Consider the following 18368-nt stretch of genomic DNA (forward strand, 5'->3'; position numbering starts at 1 on the left):
ACTAACGAGGTAGATACCAAATCATTTCGCATAGCGCATTAAACGCAAGTGCACATCTGAGGTTTTGCTTCTTAGGTTTGTTTTACCGCTATAAAAGGCAACAGCCCATGCTTGAGTAATACTGCCAACACCGCTTGTATTGGTCCAATAGTTTTGTGCCAATGTTGCTGGGAATACAACGTTATTAATTGCCGCATCAACGCACTGACGTTCAACAAGCGAACTTAACTCTTTAACATTCGGCAACTGCCAATCGTCAAAGCCAGCGTATTGATAATCTGCTGCAACTAGCAAGGCTTGTTGCCAAGTTAACTGCTCAGTGCCACCGGTGCAGGTGCTATTAGTCGCATCCCACGATTGACCAATACTACAACGCATCCACATCAGGCCAGTTAAATTATCAACCGCGGTGCCATCTGCATTTACCGTAAATTGCGCTGTTGGTGACGTGCTAGGAATATTACCAACACATACTTGCGCATTAGCAGAGCATGCAAAGATAGTTGTAGTCACAATAATCGATAATTTACTAAAAATACGCATAGTACCCTCTTTATTAATCATCATTACTGGTGTCTCGCACTAAACGTATGTAGCCAAGGTTTTGTTTAGGATAACCAATGTCTTTACCTGAAAACATATCAATCGCCCAAGCAAATGCGCTTTGTCCACCTTCAGCGCTGGTTTGCATTGTCCAATACGGAAGTACACCATCAATTGCGAGTGTTGCCGAGTGCGGGAAAAAATCAGAGATCAGCACACTGCCAGAACCCTGCTGACCGAAATGCAGTAGCGAGCTTAGCTCACTATGGGTTGGCACTCGCCAATTATTACCGCCACAATAATTAATCTCATTAACCTCAGTTACATACTGATCAAGACCACAATTAACCGTACTTGGGCAAGAAACTTGTGCGGGAGCCTCTACCCCAGCAAAACCACCATTATTAACCGTTGTTAAATACCAACTATAAGTATTTTGTGCCTCGCGCAGTTGCGTATTAGGCAATGTGCCACTACTGGGCTGTTTAACTTCCCAAATTAGCCCTGAAATATTATCTCTTACACAGCTAAAGTTAATGGCATTGTCTGGCAACTCTCCGGCAAACTGATCAAGCTTGGTGAAATCAAATGCTTCGGGGCCGCTGCCAACTTTATCAAGTAAACCGGCATGAATGTCGCGGCCAAGTGCTGCGTCCTGCATTGGGAATTCAGTTGAAACACAGTTAATTAACTCTTTACTGTTATCAAAGCAGCGATTCATACCACTGTCATTAATTAAACCAAGAGCTTTTGGCTCTGCAAGTACTTGCGTTTGTGCACTGTCAGAGCGATTGGCGTTATCCGTTACCGTTAGCTCAAATATAAGGCTTTCAGGGGCATCAACATCTGGCACTATAAATTGAGTTTTGCACACATCGCTATTATCGAGTGTAACTGTTACACCTGATTGCTGTACCCAATTGCAGCGAAAACTGCCATCAACACTGGTTGAAGCGCTTGCATCTAAGGTAACGGTGGAAAATTCTTGCGCGCTTTGGTTTGCGCCGGCATTGGCAAAAATTAGCTGATTACTTTTTTGTAAGGTTAGCGCTAACTCGTTAGATTGCTGACCACCTTCATCGTCAGTGATGGTTAAACTAAACGTTACCTCGTTATTTTGTTCAAGCAATGGGTGTGTAAATGTTAAATCAACAGATGATTTATCGGCAATGGTAATTGCCGTTCCTGCAACTTGTTGCCACAAATAACTGACTAATTGACCATTTTCATCAGGATCAAATGAGCTACTGCTAGACAACACAATAGTATCGCCATATTGTGACGGTAAGCTTGTTGGCGCAGTTTGCTTAATTGAAACAACGGGTAATAAATTAACTGAGTTAATCGACACCACCAAGTTATCGCTTACCGTACGGTTATCTGGGGCAACATATTCAACCGATAACTCAATTGTTTGATCTTGTTTTACATCGGGCGCGACAATTTCTTGCTTGGCTCCCTCCAGTGGAAACCCTTCTATTTGCGGCCCACTTAACTGGCGCCAAGTAAACGTACCACCTTCTGGGCTTGCGACCGCGTTAACTGAAAACGTTAGCTTTTCATCGAGTGCAATATCACTTCCGGCATTAACAGACAAAGGCGCGCTGGTATTGTCATCGTTAGATGAACCTGAGCCGCCACCGCACCCCAGTACTAACATGGCGCTTAAGCAAGTGAGCAACACGGAACGCTGTTTTCCAATGGTCATAAATAACACCTAATCAAAAATCGTTGTTCTAAAATATAAAAATTTAATGCAAAAAAGCAGCCATAATTTTTCAACTATGACTGCTTTTTTAGAAATAAAATAATCGTTCTGGGCTACAAGTAACTTTCTTGATGAACGCGCACAAACAGCTTTGTGCCAACTTTTGAGTAATCAACTTTATACTCTCGGCCATCCAGTGCTTGTAAAAAAAGAAGTTGTTTCTCTTCACCAAATACATCTGGTGAGCCTATTTGCACGACCTCTAAATAACGCTCTTTGGCTTCTCTGCGGTTGCGCGGCAGGCTTTCTTTAAAAGGCTGTAAACCAAAAGCAGTCACTCTAATCTTGGGGTGGTTATCCCCATTAACAATCACTAAATCAAACTTTTTTTCTTTATGAATTATGGTGTTGCGACCACTTTTTACATATGCTCTTTCAACTGTCATATTCAGCCTTTCCGATTTACGCAACGCGAAACTCTGAGAGTTTTCATTCAACAATTTGCGCTTATAACTATCTTTCTACTTGATGTTACTATATTTTTCTATCGTTTTCTCGGGATCTCGCAACCAGTGTTGCAATAAATTCACAAATTCATCTGCTGGGCGATCAAAATAATTATAGGATATCAAAAAATGATAGCCATAAAGCTCATTAAAATGCTCAAGACGATGGCTCATCATGGCGAGTAAACCATTGGATTCAAACTTATCTTGATACTGATTCGCCTCAATTAGCCAATCATCCGGCACATTACCTAGCGGCCACTTAACTTTAATGCCTGCAATTAGCCAGTTGCGCTGCTCCATAATTAGCTTAAGTGCCAACCTTGGTGGCATACGCTTAATTAGTGGCGCAATCGACTTAAGCCGTAATCCCAAGCATGAAAGTTCAATAAACTGTTCATCATTTGCAATACTTACCTGACCAACTTCAGCGATATTATCGCGAGAAATACGTACTTTGCCGTAGCGATGATAAAACACTAAACCATTGTTGCTCAATACTAAATTATAGCGCGGTTCTGATAATTTAAAATATCCAATAAACATCGCAAACAAGGCACCAATCACTACCGCCACATCAAAAATAGAGATGGGTTCGGGCTTTAATTTAACGAACAACAATACCAGCACCAGAACAATGCTACCGGCAACCAAAAACTCGCCACCGTATTTATGCGCCGATGCGGCTATTTTTAAACGCTTTGCCATTAGCCCCACACACTAAAATATAAACATGCCATTAAAACACCCCAAATTAATGCTGCTCGTAGCTGTTTGCAATATGGGCAATTTTTACTTTTATTTTTCATAAATTCTACGTACTCACGGAAAAAAACACGTTTAATTCACAATATTATACGATGCCTAGCACGCACAAGTTCTAAACTGTCTAGTAGAATAGTGAGCCCTGAACACTTACGAGAAACTTTTATGCACGCAAAACAATCTGGTAAAGCATTATTCCCCCTCATCTGTTTTGTTTTATTCGGTTTATGCATTTATTTGTATTTACCTGAATCGCAAGGACAACAAAACAAGCAAAATGCAAACGCAACACCAGTACAAGCGCATCAAGTGGCAATTAGCCGCCAAGCAAATATTATCGAATCGCTTGGTACTGCGCGTGCAAATCAAGCGGTAACGCTCGTTAGCGCACAATCAGACTATATTAAAAATATCTTTTTTGATGATGGCGACACCGTTAAAAAAGGCCAGCTACTGGTTGAACTTCAAGATGCCGAAGAAAAAACCCGCGTTGAAGAACTTGAAATTCTGTTAAAAGAAGAGAACCGCAAATTAAAGCGTTTACAACAGCTGGCAAAAACACAAGCAACTGCACGCTCTGCACTTGATGAGCAAGAGGCAAGCTATGAGGCAACCAAAACACAACTGGCTAGCGCTAAAATTAAACTTGCTGAAATGAAGCTATACGCCCCATTTAGCGGCAAACTTGGCTTGCGAGAAGTATCTACAGGTACCTTTGTAAATACCAGTACAGAAATCACCACACTGGATGATACCAGCGTGATTAAAACCGATTTTAATGTACCAGAGAAATACCTCGCACAAATCGCCATTGGTATGACAGTAACCGCAACAAGCCCTGCTTACCCAACAAAAACCTTCAGCGGTAAAGTGTCACACATTGCCAGTCGTATTGATGCGGCGACACGCAGTGTAAAAATCACCGCTAACTTTGATAATAAAGATAACATGCTACGCACTGGCATGCTGCTTTACACACAATTAGAACTAAGCGCAGAGAATACCTTGATGGTGCCTGAAAAATCACTTATTCCGCAGCAAGACAAACACTTTGTTTATGTGATTAACGATAACGTGATTGAAAAACGTCAAGTCACTATTGGCCTGCGCCGCGGTGGATGGGTTGCCATTGGCAGCGGTTTAAGCGAAGGCGAACAAATTGTGACTGAAGGCATCATTAAAGTCAGACCAAATAGCCAAGTAACAATTGAGGAGATGCTGAAATGATTTTAACCGACATTTCAGTTAAACGTCCGGTCTTTGCAACCGTAATAAACTTATTGCTACTTACTTTTGGTTTAGTTGCATTTTCAATGCTTCCGCTAAGAGAGTACCCAGATATTGATACACCAATTGTGTCAGTAAGCACTAGCTACACAGGTGCGTCTTCTGAGGTTATCGAAACCAAAATAACCCAAGTATTAGAAAACCGTATTTCAGGTATTGAAGGTGTTAAAAGCATTAACTCGTCAAGCCGAAATGGTCGCTCAAATATTACCATTGAATTTAATATTGACCGCGATATTGATGCCGCTGCCAACGATGTACGCGAACGTGTTTCACGCGCACTTGATAGCTTACCCGAGCAAGTACGCCCGCCAGAAGTGTCAAAATCCGACAGCGATGAAAGCCCAATTGCATGGTTTGTATTAAACAGTACATCAATGAATTCATTGCAACTGTCTGATTACGCCCAGCGTTATATTGTTGATAGGCTTGCGGTAGTAGATGGCGTAGCTAATGTGCGTCTTGGTGGTCAGCGCGAATACTCGATGAAAGTATGGTTAAATCGCGATGCAATGGCGGCAAAAGGCGTTACTGCGGATGAAATTGAACGTGTGTTACGTCAAGAAAATGTTGAATTACCAGCCGGTGAAATTGAATCGGTAGATCGCGATTTCACCGTACGTATTGCGCGCAGCTATAAATCGCAAAGTGACTTTCAAAACTTAGTCATTAAACGTGGCGACAGTGGTTACTTAGTGCGTTTAAAAGAAGTGGCCGATGTAAAGCTTGAAGCGGTTGATGAAGAAAATTTATTCCGCGGTAACGGCAAAGACATGATAGGCCTTGGTATTGTTAAGCAAGCCAAAGCTAACACCTTAACCGTAGTTGAAAAAGCACGCGAAGAAATAGAAAAAATTAAGCGTTCATTACCTGAAGGCACCACCATTCAAGACAGTTACGATTCATCTATTTTCATCCGTGAATCAATTGCTGAGGTATATCGCACACTCGCTATTGCAATGGCGTTAGTAGTTGCCGTTATCTTTTTATTCTTAGGCAGCGTGCGCGCAACCCTTATTCCGGCAATTACCGTACCCGTTGCGCTGATTGGTAGCTTTACTTTTCTTTACGGCATGGGTTACTCAATTAACTTACTTACCTTACTCGCCTTAGTACTGGCAATTGGTTTAGTGGTAGATGATGCCATTGTAATGCTTGAAAACATTCACCGCCGAGTAGAACTTGGCGAACCGCCACTGCTTGCGGCCTATCGCGGTGCACGTGAAGTCGGCTTTGCAATTGTTGCAACAACACTCGTACTGGTGTCGGTATTTGTGCCGCTAGTCTTTATGGAAGGCCGAATTGGTAGCTTATTTACTGAATTTGCTATGGCCACCAGCGCTGCGGTGATTTTCTCAAGTTTAACCGCACTCACATTATCGCCAGCGCTGTGCTCGAAAATTTTAAAACCAAGCGAGAAAGCGTCGAAGTTTAGTCATAAAATTGATGCACTATTTAGCAAAGTTGAAAACGGCTACGAAAATTTACTGCGTAACAACGTGGCTAGCAGTAAAAGCATGTTGCTATTACTTATTTTTGCAGGCCTTGCTAGCTACTTGTTATTTAAACAATTGCCATCGGAACTGACACCAAAAGAAGACCGCGGTACTTTCTTTATAATGATGAATGGCCCTGAAGGCGCAAGCTACGAAAATAACGCACAGAACATGGCTCAGATTGAAGAAAAACTGATGCCATATCAGGAAAATGGTGAATTGAGTCGCGTACTTATTCGTGTTCCTGGCTGGGGTGGCCGTGGCGGCGTTGCAATTGTCGGTATGGCCGATTGGGACGAACGCAAACGCGATACATGGCAAGTTATGGGCGAAATCAGCGGTAAATTAACCGATGTCACCGATGTGCGCGCCTTTGCCATTATGCGCTCTGGTGTTGGCGGTCGTGGTAACAGCCGTCCGGTTGAGTTTGTATTGCAAGGTAACAGCTACGAAGAGCTGGCCGATTGGCGTGACAGAATTCTAGCTCGTGCCCGTGAGAACAAAGGGCTGGTGCGTCTTGACCACGATTACAAAGAGACCTTTCCGCAGTTTTTAGTCAGTATTGATAAAAACAAAGCAGCAGATCTGGGTATTAGTATTTCGCAAATTGGTCGTACACTTGAATCTATGCTGGGTCAGCGCCGAGTCACCACGTTTATTGACCGCGGTGAAGAATACGATGTAATTTTAAAAGGCACCAAAGCTGACTTTTCAGACCCTAAAAATATTTCGTCGATTTACCTAAAATCACGTAACAATGATTTAGTACCACTAGATAGCTTAATCGCCATTGATGAACAAGCGACAGCAGCGCGTTTAAACCGTTATAACCGTATGCGCGCCATTACCATTAGCGCCAACCTTGCAGCTGATTACTCATTAGCGGAAGCGCTTGATTTCCTAAACCAAGTGGCAATGGAAGAAAACGATATTGAAGGCGCGATTGATTACAAAGGCGAATCGCAAATGTTCTACGAAGGCGCATCGGCAATGACCTATGTGTTTATTTTAGCGCTCACGGTTACTTTCTTAGTACTTGCAGCGCAATTTGAGAGCTTTGTGCACCCGTTGGTAATTATGCTTACAGTACCACTTGGCTTAGTCGGCGCGTTAACAGGGTTATTCTTTACAAACTCTAGTCTCAATATTTATAGCCAAATTGGTATTGTTATGTTGATAGGATTAAGTGCCAAAAATGGTATCTTAATTGTGGAGTTTGCCAACCAGCTGCGCGATAAAGGTGTCGCCTTTACCGAGGCATTAATCAGCGCTTCGAAACAACGCCTGCGCCCAATTATTATGACCTCTTTAACCACAGTAATGAGTTCGGTACCGCTGGTGTTGGCATCTGGCCCGGGTTCTGAAAGTCGTATGGTTATTGGTATTGTTATTTTAACCGGTGTGGTTGTGGCTACCTTGCTAACACTATTTGTTATTCCAAGTGCGTATTACATGCTGGCGCGTAACACACAATCGCCAGAAACCACTGAAAAAGCAATACAAGATCAAGCCAGCGACCATCCGTTATAAAACTATAGAGTGGTAGCTAAGCTTAACTTAGCTACCACTCTATTTCTTGCCCATCCCACGCAAAGAATTTTCCACTGTCTTTTTCATTAACCTGAAACATCAAGCGAATTAAACATTCCGCACTAAATTGTGCAGTAAACAATTTATTTTCCGGCACATTACGTTGAAATGGGTTAGATAACTTGGTATCAGTTGTGCCCGGATGAAAGGCTATTACGCACACCTTCTTGCTACTTCGAGCCAGTTCCACACTCGCGGTTTTGATTGCCATATTAAGTGCTGCTTTAGCCATACGGTAACTGTACCAACCACCTAAGCGGTTATCGCTTATACTGCCAACTCGCGCTGATAAAAACGCCAATTTACACTCTTTTGTCAGTAACTTTTGCAAATGCACTAAGTAGGTTAGCGGCGCAAATGCGTTGGCTTGCATTAATGCCATTGCCGAATCAACACGCCATTGTGATAGATTTTTTTCGGGCTGAATTTCCTCTTGATGCAATAAACCCAAACAACAAAAGACATAATCGAACTTAATTGATAACGTCGCTAAGCAGCTTGCGACCTGCTGTTCGCTGTGGTTTTCGACTAACAACACATTAAAGCGTTTATCACTTAAAAGAGTTGGATTGCTGGTGATAATGGTAATGTTGTGTTCGTCGCCTTGTTGGCATAATAACTCAGCAACAGCCAAGCCTATGCCGCCCGCCCCAATAATTAAACTTTGTTTCATCTTGCCGTTCCTTGTCTAACTGTATTAATCTTTACGCAACTAACAAGAAAATAGATTAAACAATAATGCAAACAGCAATTTTTGGTGGTGGCTGCTTTTGGTGTATTGATGCGGCATTTCGCCGTTTAAAAGGCGTGCAATCGGTGCTATCAGGTTACAGTGGTGGTCATTTAGATAACCCAACTTATCAAGATATTTGTACCGGCTTATCTGGTCATGCCGAAGTGGTGAAAATTGAATTTGATGAGCAAGTCATTAGCTACTCAACACTATTACAAATCTTTTTTGAGTTACACGATCCAACACAATTAAACCGCCAAGGCAATGATGTGGGTACACAATACCGCAGTGTTATTTTTTATCTTGATGATGTTCAAAAGCTAGCGAGCTTAAAAATGCTGGCAAGTCAGCAAGCACTTTTGGCAGACAAAATTGTCACTGAGCTAAGCCCAGCGACACTTTTTTATAGTGCTGAAACATACCACCAAGACTACTACCGCGATAACCCTAATCAACCGTATTGCAGTATTATGATTGGCCCTAAATTAGCTAAGTTCTCAGCTAATTATGCGACATTACTAGCGCAATAAAAAAAGCCGCAAATTGCGGCTTTTCTTTACAAAATGATTCGCTGTTAAATCGCTCAGTTAAAAATCGTACGCGATACCAACAAATAACTGGCGACCAATTTCGTTGTAGTGGTAAAACGCATCATTCACCCAATCACCATCGATATCTACGCCATAACCTTGACTTGGAATGTACTCTTTATCAAATAGGTTTTCGATACGAGCACTTACCGTTAATTGCTGTTGAATTTGGTAGTTTGCAGCTAAGTCCCACACAATGCGCGATGGGATTTTATTAATCAGCGTCGATTTTTGCTCTGATTGATACGCAACACTTAAATTAATATCTAAATCTTGCCACTGCTTAGCGATGCTGTAACGTACATTTTCTTTTGCAACAAATGGTAAGTCACTATATTTTTCAAGAGCGGTTGGTGAGTTATCCACTTTCTGCGCGTCGATATAACTTACATTAAGCGTGTTATCAAAACCGTAAAAAGCAAAATTAGTGGTTAGCTCTGCGCCTTCATAACGTGCTTCAGCAATATTAAATGGTGACCAACGATATGGGTTATCCGCTGTTGGTGCTGGTGCCCACGCAATTTTATTGGTTAGCTCGTTACGAAATGCCGCAACATCCACACTTAAGCTATCAAAATCAATACGTAAGCCAAGCTCACGGTTAACTGATGTCTCAGCTTCAAGCTCTGGGTTACCTGAACCTGGGTAGTATAAGTCGTTGAACGTAGGTGCTTTAAAGCCAGAGCTTTGACTTACACGCAGTACTGCGTCTTGATGCAGGTAAATACCACCCGCGATGTTATACGTTTGCTCAGATCCAACTTCATCATAATCATCGTGACGCACAGCTACGTTAGCTAAAAAGTTTCCGTCATCGTAATACGCGCCAACAAATGCAGCATAAGCATTGCGACTTTTCTCATCATAGCTGCTCGTTGTATCAATCTTGTCTTGATGCCAGTTTAAGCCGCCATTAAAGTCGATTTGCTCAGATAACTGATATGTCGATAAATAATCTAGCTGTACACGCTCTGTTGCAAAGCGGCTAGTTGGTTTAGTGCCAAACGTATCATCTTGATCTTGGCTAAACGCAACATCTACTTTATGGCTAAAGTCACCTAACTGTTTAAACCAATTAGCATTTACATGGTAGTTTTCATATTCGGTTTTATCTAATGTAGACTCTTGATAATCAAAATAATTATCAAACTCTACTTCGCCCGTTGAATACTGAGCAATAAAACCTAATTGACCTAACAACGCATTATTATGAGTAAGGTTTAGCCCTAGGTTTAAGTTGTCGTAACCGTCTTTATCTGGATCTGCAAAGTTTGTTGCATCGTTTTCTAATACGTCAAATCCTTCAGTGCGCTCATAACCTGCATTAAGCGCGATATCCACGTATTCCGTAGTAAAACGTGACGTGCCTTCTAAGCTCGCATAACTATTAGAGCCTGTTGTTAATGCAATACTGTGACCTTGTGATTGACGCGTAATAATATTAATAACACCCGCTAACGCATCAGAACCATATTGTGCTGCGCGAGAGCCTTTTACTACTTCAATACGCTCAACTGAATTTAATGGCAAAGTTGATAAGCTTTTATAACCTAAGGTTGCTGAGCCTACGCGCACACCATCAATTAAAATAAGCGAGTAACGAGATTCTAAGCCACGTACAAATAGGCTCGCATTTTGCCCTTGCCCACCATTACGGTTTACTTGAATGCCCGCTTGTGTTTCTAATACACTTAACACATCACGCACATTTAATTGCTCAATTTGCGCACGGTCAATAACTTGCACGCTTGCCAGAGTTTGGTCAATTGATTGCTCAAGCTTATTCGCGGTAACAACAATGGTTTCAATATCATGCTGTGTTTGAGCGTCAGTTGTGTTAGCTGCAACGAATGAAGAAGACAAGGCAAGGCTAAGCGCCAAACCTAACTTAGATTTGTGATACATATTATCCCCTTGTGCCCACCGCACAATGTTAATCGTTTTAAGAAACCAATTGGCCGGTCTCCGGGCTGAGCATTTTATTTAATACAAAATACATCACCGTTGCGGGGGCAGCGTTGGACTTAATAAGGCAAAGACTTATGCACCAACTTCCCGATTATCCGTTGTTATGTTTGACCCGCTATTTTACTAAAGCGAAAGAGCAAAAATTTAACGGCACCAATAGGCTATAAATTTAGGCGCGTATTGTGGAGGGGATAAGTGAAAATGTCAATTTTAGAAGTCTAAACCGCTAAAAACAGTTCATCTACTGCGCGGTAATTGTTTCTATAAAAGGTCATTTAGGAGTAAACTTTATTACTCACACAGTGACAATAGATTTGTAACGGATTCAACTATGAAACAGTTAACTAAGGTACTGCTTGCCTGTAGTGCATTTTTGACACTACACGTAAGTGCATTACAACCGCCCACCCAAGAGCAGCTAAAACGCTATAAAGCCGAAAAAACGCTTAGCCAGCGCGCTTTGCAAGCAAAATCATATGGTAACCACCAGCGTTTACAGCATTTGCCGCAACTGCGAACAATGCAAAATAGAGCAGATGAAGCAAACCCATTTGAAGGGTATTTTCCGAGTTTAGGCACGCCTAAAATGTTGGTGCTGCTAGTTGAATTTCCCGATTACTTACACAATGAAAGCAACTCTCAAAGCGCAATTAACAGTAAAATATTTGGTGAGGGCAACGCCAGCAGTTTCCCGTTTGAAAGCCACCGTGCATTTTACCAGCGTTCGTCATATAACAAACTTGATATTCAAGGTAATGTGCTTGATTGGTATAAAACCGAGTACAACCGTCCGCTTGACGATGGCACAAATGCCGCACAGGTAAAGCAGCAAATCATCAAAGAAGCAATTGAACACCATGATGCGCTTGGCCATGACTTTAGCCAATACGATAACGACGGCGACGGCGACATCGATTACGTTGCAGTGATTTGGACTGGCCCTCCTGGCGAATGGGCAAGCCTTTGGTGGGGTACTTTCTCAGGTTTTGGCGACAATTCATTTACCGTCGATGGTAAAACCATCAGCACAATTTCATGGCAATGGCTGGCCTATTCGGAAGGACAAGCATTTTCGCCGCTTGTACTTATTCATGAGACCGGCCATGCTCTTGGCCTGCCTGATTACTACGATTACGACGACAGCATTGGTCCACGTGGTGGTACAGGTGGCATGGATATGATGGATAATAACAGTTCAGATCACAGTGCATTTAGTAAATTTGCGCTTGGCTGGCTGACGCCACAGTTTGCATCAACTTCAGATACCAACTATCAACTTTCAGCCACATCAACTAACCAAGATGCGCTTATTTTACGCAGCGACACAAGTGCCACCAATAAATACGACGAGTACTTTATTGTGCAATACCGTGATAGAAGCGGTAACGACTTAAACTTAAACGCTGAAGGTTTAAATATTTGGCATATAAATTCAGAGCTCAATAGTTGGGGCTACTTTGCCAACGATAACAGCTACTCTGACAACAAACTTATTCGCCTAATTCAAGCTGATAATTTAAATGAAATTGAACTAGCTGCGGCCTACGCTGATGAAAACGACGTATTTACTACAGGCGATAGCTTTTCACCTCAAACACAGCCAGCGAGTAAAAACTATGCCGCAAAACATACCGGCGTAGACATTCAAAACCTCAATACCGATGGCAATAGCGCTACATTTAATGCACAGGTTTACCCTAGTATTGCGACGATTTCGGTCGGTTCTATTAGCGATAAATCACTGATAGCACATAATGCACAAGCAACCATTAGCAGTGACGACTTATCTCAAGTTGATCATGTTGAATTGTTAATTAACGGCGAACTTAAAAAAACACTATCCGCACCATTTGATGTGAATTTTGCAGAGCTTATTACCGAGAATGGCCAACTAAACTTGCAGTTTAATGCCGTTACCGCAGAAGGTTATAAAAGCGCTGAATACTTGAAAGTATTCGCATACAACGGTGAATCTTCAGCAGTGCACTTTCATTTAGATCACTCATTAAATGCGGAAACAAAACAAGTTTACGATAGCTTGACCTTACCAGTTTACTATTCAGACTTTTTATTCCCGCTAACTAGCACCAATTTTAAATTTGTCTCTGTCGATTTTGGTGAGTCTCGCACGCCTTGGAATAGACTCGACGATGGCACACTGCAAGCATTCGGCCGTGACCGTAAAGCAAGCAGTGAAGAAGTATCATTTATTGATAACTACTCGCGCTTTAACAGCAAGCTTATTATTGCCGGTGAAAATGTCCTTAGCCTATCGCCTGAACTTAGCAATGCACTCGATTTAACGGTAACCAACACCGATGTTCGTGTTGAGCAAGTGGAAAGTATCGCGCTTAATAATGGGCAAACCGTCAGCCAAACTATCATTGCTGAGGATAGCATCTCACCGCCAAGCTCTGAGTTTATTACACAACAAAATGCAACAACCTTTCTTAACGCAAAAGGTCTATTTTATGATGACATTGAAGGTAAATGGAAAAATGAGTTTGGCCCGTGTGGCATTCAAGGTGCGATCAATAACAGCAAACTAATTGTGAATACCTGCTCATTAAGCCACTTATCTGCTGGCAGTAAGTCTGCGCTGATTTCACATTACCTTGATTACCTTGAAGTTGAAGATACGGTAGACAACAACCTGCTACCGATTATTCAACTTGAAACCACTCATTATGTTACCGAAGGTGAAGCTGTGGCGCTAAGCGCAACTGTGAGCGATGCTGATAACGACCCGATCACGCTAGCTTGGCAGCAAATATCAGGTACCGAAGTGGCAATTGCAGATAGCACAAGTGCAAACCTAAACTTTACCGCACCGCAAGTGCAAGCAGACGAAAGCTTAACATTCTCGCTCACAGCAGATGATGGCAAAGGTAGTACAACCGCATACATCACTGTAAACGTTATCAATGTAAATAAGCTTCCAGTTGTCGAAATTGATACACCTCAATCAGTATTAGCTAATGAGCTAGTGACGATTTCCGTCTCCGCGACAGATGAAGACGGCGATGCACTAACCTATGAGTGGCAACAAATCTCAGGCCCTGCAATTGATTTAGCAGGTAATGCCAGCAACACTCTTAGCTTTACAGCGCCAGATGTAGCAAGTGATACTTCTATTAATTTGTTTGTGTCAGTATCTGACGGTAAGGGCTCTTCAGGTGTTCATATTTCAATTGACATCAAGCGCTCAAATCAAGCGCCGGTAGTTACAATCGGTAATGATTTATCAGTAAATGAAGGTACAACGGTCACGTTAACCGCAGAATCGAGCGACCCAGATGGTGATGCGCTCAATTACAACTGGAAACAAACCAGTGGTCCGGCAGTGAATTTAACCAGTACAGATGAGGCAAACTTAGTTTTCACAGCACCTAGCGTTGATAGCGATCAAGTACTTACATTTGAAGTTACAGTGAGCGACCAATTACTAACGAGCACAGCAAGTGTTCAAGTAACAGTTAAAAACATTGCTCCTCCAACTACTGAGGCAACATCAAGTTCTTCAAGTGGTAGTTTATTTGCAATGTTAGGGCTTCTAACTCTAATTAGCTTACGCAGACGAAGTTAAGATTAATCCATAAAAAAAGAGCCATAAATGTGGCTCTTTCTTTTTGATTTAAACCGCTAAAATAATTGGCGATTTTGAAAATCCATCGATTAATCGCGGAAGTTTTTAAACTGGAACGGTTGCCCTAATTCAGCTTCGCGAACGAGTTGCATAATAGCTTGTAAGTCATCGCGTTTTTTTCCTGTTACGCGTACTTCTTCACCTTGAATCGCAGCTTGTACTTTTACTTTTGAGTCTTTAATCAGCTTCACAATTTTTTTGGCAATGTCTTTTTCAATGCCCTGCTTGATAAACACTTGCTGAGAATACGTTTTACCAGTGTGAACCACATCTTTTACTTCAAAGCTTTTTACATCTAAGCCGCGTTTTACTGCTTTTGCCGCTAAAATATCAAACATCTGATTAAGCTGAAAATCTGAATCAGCTTTCATCGTGATAATTTCTTTACCAAATTCAAATGAGGCTTCAACACCTCTAAAATCGTAACGCGTATCTAATTCACGATTTGAATTATCAACCGCGTTTTTTGCTTCAGTCATTTCCACTTCAGAAACGATATCAAATGAAGGCATAGTTATCTCCGTAATGTGCTAATGGTGCGATTATACCAATTCTGTTAAATATGTGATCAGATATAGCGCTGGATAAATGAAATGCTAACAAGGCAGAATTTAATTTATGTAACCACTCTACACCGATAAATTTAGCTGCAAGCATGATTAGCTATTTAATTGAATTGGTATTATAAAGCGCATAATTAAACTTACAAATTTTTCATATTTTCACGCAATGCTATTTGTTATACTCGAAATTCGTGATTTTGAGGAAGTTTTGTGTGAGCCGACGTATTTATCAGGCATTGTTTATTGTATTTATTATTGCCTGCAGCCTGCTCTTTTTTAAAGAAGTAAAGTCATCGCTAGTTAGCATCTCGCACATCGATAAGGTTGCTCACTTCGCTGTGTTTTTTGTGTTAACAGGCTTTTTAAAACGCGCGGTAAAAGCGCCATTCTGGTTATATATCGTAATTTTGGCAGCGTATGGTGCTGGTGTGGAATATGTGCAAGGCATGCTTCCTCATCGCCAAGCTTCATTTGCTGATTTTGTTGCTGATGTTGCAGGTATTCTTAGTTACTTAATCATCAGTGCTGTATGGCATAAACGCTATGCAAAAGCGAAACAAAGTGAACAAGCCTAAGCTGTATATTGTTGGCCATGGTGCCATTGGTTTATTGTTCGCCCGATTGCTGCGCACAGCATTTGATATCAAACTGATTGTACGCAGCAAAACCAAAAACTCAGCGCACATAACGGTTACAGCGCTTGACCAGTCGGTTGAAACATTTTCGCTCAAAACCGTAACGATTGATGAAATAGACTCTATTGATAACCTCTTTATTCCAACCAAGTCTTACCAAGCCGCAAACGTAGTAGCTCAACTGCGAAATAAAATAAGCAGCAACGCCACCGTGATATTGAGCCATAATGGCATGCCTAACTTGACGGCAATTAACCAAGCGCTCGCGACACAAAATCTGTTTTTCTTAACCACCAGCATGGCTGCATTTAAGCATGCAGATTTTGCGATAGCACACACCGGCTTTGGCGCTAGTTTTATTGGCGCATTAAACGCTAACACCGAAAAAACACCAACAATCGAGCATCTTTTAACAGCCATACCAAATATCACCATAGAGCAAAACATTAACGCATTACTGTGGCAAAAACTGATTATTAATATTGCGATAAACCCGCTAACTGCAGTACATCAAGTTAAAAACGGCGCGCTTGTTTCGCCGCACTTTGCTAGTGATATTTTTGGGCTGGTAAACGAAGCGGTGTTTATTGCAAGTAAAGAAGGCGTGGAAATATCACTTAGTAGCGCGCTTGACAGTGCCTACCGGGTAATGCGCGCAACGTCGCAAAACTACTCTTCAATGAATCGCGACGTATTTAAACAGCAGCAAAGCGAAATCGACAGTATCTGTGGTTACATCCATAAAAAAGGGGCTGAATATTGCTATTCAACCCCATTTAACTCTCGCTTTTTAGCGCTTATTCAGGACGGTACACCTTAACGTTAGTGTAGCCTTCTTCATGTAAGATCAGCGCTTGTAATTGGCTCATTACGCCCTTTTTACAATAGAGGTAATAGTCTTCACCTTTTGGCAAATCACCAAATTGTGTTGCTAACTTATAAAACGGTAAGTGTTTAACTTCAATACCATCAAGATCTAACGGATCGTTGTCTTCTTCTTCCGGCGAACGAATATCAATCACGATCGCGCCTTTTGGTAATTCAGCTGCCGATTCCGCTTCTTTAACTTCTTCTTTGGTTTCCGCTTCAATCTCTTTAATGCACATAATACGCGCATTATTTACAACCGTATCAAGCACATCAAAATCGAAGTTTTCTTCTTCTGCAATGATCTTATCAAGCTTAGCTTTTACCGTTGGCTTTTTAGAAATAACGCCACAGAACTCAGGCATAGCTTCGGCCATTTCAGAAGTACCTATGCTACGAGCAATATCGATAATTTCTTGCTTATCGTGTTGAATAAGCGGGCGTAAAATTAGCGTTTCTGTTACGCGATCAATCACATTTAAGTTTGCTAAAGTTTGGCTCGATACCTGACCTAAGCTTTCACCGGTTACTAACGCATCAATGCCCAGCTTTTGTGCAATTGCACTACCAGCACGCATCATCATACGTTTAAGTACCACACCCATTTGGCTGTTTTCGATGTTTTCTAGAATTTCAGCAACAACAGGTTCAAAGTCTACTTTAATAAACTTTACACGGTGCGTTGAGCTAAATTGTTTCCACAAATAGTAACTTGCTTGCTTAACGCCAATTTCGTGTGTTGCACCACCAAGATTAAAGAATAAGAAGTGAGTACGCGCGCCTTTACGCATCATTAAGTAGCTTGCCACGCCCGAATCAAAACCGCCCGACATTAAGCTTAATACATCTTCTTGAGTCGGAAGCGGAAAGCCTCCTAAACCAAAGTGCGTTTCTTTAATGATGTAAGCAAATTCGTTTTTAACTTCTACTTTTACTGTAATTTCAGGTTTTTGCAGTTTTACCTGTGCACCTTCAACATTCTGATTTAAACCACCACCAACGTAACGCTCTACGTCACTTGAGGTGAAGTCATGCTTACCTTGACGTTTACAACGTACGCAGAAGGTTTTGCCTTTTAAACGCTCTTTATTAAGCTCAAGTGCAACTTGGTAAATATCATCTAATGATTCAAATGTGGTTTCTTGTACTTCAATAAATTGCACAATACCCGGCACGCGCTTTAGGGTATCGATTAAACCAAGGCGAACTTCTTCATCTTGGCTTTTACACATCACTACGATGTTGTCCCAGTTTTGAATTACTTTCGCATCTTCATGAACGCGAATAACCATGTTTTTAACATTCGATGCTAAAAGCTTGGTAAAACGTTTGCGAACCGATTTACTTTTAATCGATATTTCTGGGTGTAATTTAACAATAAACTTGAACATACATCATTCTCAAAGCGACAGTGAATTTACTATTATACCAAGACTCAGTCCCTTGTTGAAAGTTTAGTTTAAGCACGCTA

Annotated in this window: 14 protein-coding genes and 1 riboswitch; of the genes, 6 read left to right on the plus strand and 8 right to left on the minus strand. The window is 41.5% G+C overall.

What is annotated here, in order from left to right; genetic code table 11:
* Window positions 1-21 precede the first annotated feature (21 nt).
* The 4 genes from C2M30_RS00165 to C2M30_RS00180 form a co-directional block, all read right to left on the minus strand.
* A complete protein-coding gene (locus C2M30_RS00165) occupies window positions 22-543 on the minus strand; it encodes an Lcl C-terminal domain-containing protein (RefSeq protein ID WP_234004657.1) in 522 nt (173 codons plus the stop codon).
* 13 nt (window positions 544-556) lie between these two features.
* Entirely contained in the window at window positions 557-2251 is a 1695-nt protein-coding gene (locus C2M30_RS00170) for an Lcl C-terminal domain-containing protein (RefSeq protein WP_105170247.1), read from the minus strand.
* 113 nt (window positions 2252-2364) lie between these two features.
* Window positions 2365-2697 carry a hypothetical protein gene (locus tag C2M30_RS00175; protein WP_105170248.1) on the minus strand — a complete coding sequence of 111 codons (333 nt, stop codon included), beginning with the start codon at window positions 2695-2697 and terminating at the stop codon, window positions 2365-2367.
* Between the two features lie 75 nt (window positions 2698-2772).
* Window positions 2773-3465, minus strand: coding sequence for a DUF2982 domain-containing protein (locus tag C2M30_RS00180; RefSeq protein WP_100914130.1), 693 nt, complete (start codon window positions 3463-3465; stop codon window positions 2773-2775).
* A gap of 222 nt (window positions 3466-3687) precedes the next feature.
* Here C2M30_RS00180 and C2M30_RS00185 point away from each other — a divergent pair, with 222 nt between their 5' ends.
* Both C2M30_RS00185 and C2M30_RS00190 read left to right on the plus strand, forming a co-directional pair.
* Window positions 3688-4749 carry an efflux RND transporter periplasmic adaptor subunit gene (locus tag C2M30_RS00185; RefSeq protein ID WP_105170322.1) on the plus strand — a complete coding sequence of 354 codons (1062 nt, stop codon included), beginning with the start codon at window positions 3688-3690 and terminating at the stop codon, window positions 4747-4749.
* Entirely contained in the window at window positions 4746-7835 is a 3090-nt protein-coding gene (locus C2M30_RS00190; RefSeq protein WP_105170249.1) for an efflux RND transporter permease subunit, read from the plus strand. Before C2M30_RS00185 ends, C2M30_RS00190 begins: the two co-directional genes overlap by 4 nt.
* Window positions 7836-7866: 31 nt before the next feature.
* On the opposite strand, the gene C2M30_RS00195 is transcribed toward C2M30_RS00190, so the two are convergent.
* Window positions 7867-8568: an SDR family NAD(P)-dependent oxidoreductase gene (locus tag C2M30_RS00195; protein ID WP_105170250.1), complete on the minus strand. Its 702-nt coding sequence runs from the start codon at window positions 8566-8568 to the stop codon at window positions 7867-7869.
* Window positions 8569-8633: 65 nt separating this feature from the next.
* Between C2M30_RS00195 and msrA the strand changes: the two genes are divergently transcribed.
* Window positions 8634-9158, plus strand: coding sequence for a peptide-methionine (S)-S-oxide reductase MsrA (msrA, locus tag C2M30_RS00200; protein ID WP_054980559.1), 525 nt, complete (start codon window positions 8634-8636; stop codon window positions 9156-9158).
* 57 nt (window positions 9159-9215) lie between these two features.
* Here the strand turns inward: msrA and C2M30_RS00205 are convergent, their stop codons facing one another.
* Window positions 9216-11123: a TonB-dependent receptor domain-containing protein gene (locus C2M30_RS00205; RefSeq protein ID WP_105170251.1), complete on the minus strand. Its 1908-nt coding sequence runs from the start codon at window positions 11121-11123 to the stop codon at window positions 9216-9218.
* 34 nt (window positions 11124-11157) lie between these two features.
* A riboswitch (cobalamin riboswitch) is annotated at window positions 11158-11317 on the minus strand.
* Between the two features lie 200 nt (window positions 11318-11517).
* On the opposite strand from C2M30_RS00205, the gene C2M30_RS00210 reads away from it, so the two are divergent.
* Window positions 11518-14772: a M6 family metalloprotease domain-containing protein gene (locus C2M30_RS00210; RefSeq protein ID WP_105170252.1), complete on the plus strand. Its 3255-nt coding sequence runs from the start codon at window positions 11518-11520 to the stop codon at window positions 14770-14772.
* Window positions 14773-14861: 89 nt separating this feature from the next.
* On the opposite strand, the gene C2M30_RS00215 is transcribed toward C2M30_RS00210, so the two are convergent.
* Window positions 14862-15344 (minus strand): YajQ family cyclic di-GMP-binding protein, encoded by a 483-nt coding sequence (locus C2M30_RS00215; protein ID WP_100914137.1) that lies wholly within the window; start codon window positions 15342-15344, stop codon window positions 14862-14864.
* Between the two features lie 263 nt (window positions 15345-15607).
* Between C2M30_RS00215 and C2M30_RS00220 the strand changes: the two genes are divergently transcribed.
* The gene (locus tag C2M30_RS00220) at window positions 15608-15970 is read left to right on the plus strand and encodes a VanZ family protein (protein ID WP_100914138.1); all 363 of its coding nucleotides are present in this window, start codon (window positions 15608-15610) and stop codon (window positions 15968-15970) included.
* Window positions 15939-16850: a ketopantoate reductase family protein gene (locus C2M30_RS00225; RefSeq protein ID WP_105170253.1), complete on the plus strand. Its 912-nt coding sequence runs from the start codon at window positions 15939-15941 to the stop codon at window positions 16848-16850. Before C2M30_RS00220 ends, C2M30_RS00225 begins: the two co-directional genes overlap by 32 nt.
* Here C2M30_RS00225 and thiI read toward each other — a convergent pair.
* Window positions 16828-18288 carry a tRNA uracil 4-sulfurtransferase ThiI gene (thiI, locus tag C2M30_RS00230; protein ID WP_105170254.1) on the minus strand — a complete coding sequence of 487 codons (1461 nt, stop codon included), beginning with the start codon at window positions 18286-18288 and terminating at the stop codon, window positions 16828-16830. The two genes, C2M30_RS00225 and thiI, sit on opposite strands and share 23 nt — an antisense overlap.
* Window positions 18289-18368 lie beyond the last annotated feature (80 nt).

The organism is Pseudoalteromonas sp. T1lg24 (assembly GCF_002964745.1).
Taxonomy (GTDB): domain Bacteria; phylum Pseudomonadota; class Gammaproteobacteria; order Enterobacterales; family Alteromonadaceae; genus Pseudoalteromonas; species Pseudoalteromonas spongiae.

What these genes read in the sequence shown, in the direction of transcription:
- C2M30_RS00165 (WP_234004657.1), bottom strand. Translation starts at nt 543, where the DNA reads ATGCGTATTTTTAGTAAATTATCGATTATTGTGACTACAACTATCTTT.
- C2M30_RS00170 (WP_105170247.1), bottom strand. Translation starts at nt 2,251, where the DNA reads ATGACCATTGGAAAACAGCGTTCCGTGTTGCTCACTTGCTTAAGCGCC.
- C2M30_RS00175 (WP_105170248.1), bottom strand. Translation starts at nt 2,697, where the DNA reads ATGACAGTTGAAAGAGCATATGTAAAAAGTGGTCGCAACACCATAATT.
- C2M30_RS00180 (WP_100914130.1), bottom strand. Translation starts at nt 3,465, where the DNA reads ATGGCAAAGCGTTTAAAAATAGCCGCATCGGCGCATAAATACGGTGGC.
- C2M30_RS00185 (WP_105170322.1), top strand. Translation starts at nt 3,688, where the DNA reads ATGCACGCAAAACAATCTGGTAAAGCATTATTCCCCCTCATCTGTTTT.
- C2M30_RS00190 (WP_105170249.1), top strand. Translation starts at nt 4,746, where the DNA reads ATGATTTTAACCGACATTTCAGTTAAACGTCCGGTCTTTGCAACCGTA.
- C2M30_RS00195 (WP_105170250.1), bottom strand. Translation starts at nt 8,568, where the DNA reads ATGAAACAAAGTTTAATTATTGGGGCGGGCGGCATAGGCTTGGCTGTT.
- msrA (WP_054980559.1), top strand. Translation starts at nt 8,634, where the DNA reads ATGCAAACAGCAATTTTTGGTGGTGGCTGCTTTTGGTGTATTGATGCG.
- C2M30_RS00205 (WP_105170251.1), bottom strand. Translation starts at nt 11,123, where the DNA reads ATGTATCACAAATCTAAGTTAGGTTTGGCGCTTAGCCTTGCCTTGTCT.
- C2M30_RS00210 (WP_105170252.1), top strand. Translation starts at nt 11,518, where the DNA reads ATGAAACAGTTAACTAAGGTACTGCTTGCCTGTAGTGCATTTTTGACA.
- C2M30_RS00215 (WP_100914137.1), bottom strand. Translation starts at nt 15,344, where the DNA reads ATGCCTTCATTTGATATCGTTTCTGAAGTGGAAATGACTGAAGCAAAA.
- C2M30_RS00225 (WP_105170253.1), top strand. Translation starts at nt 15,939, where the DNA reads ATGCAAAAGCGAAACAAAGTGAACAAGCCTAAGCTGTATATTGTTGGC.
- thiI (WP_105170254.1), bottom strand. Translation starts at nt 18,288, where the DNA reads ATGTTCAAGTTTATTGTTAAATTACACCCAGAAATATCGATTAAAAGT.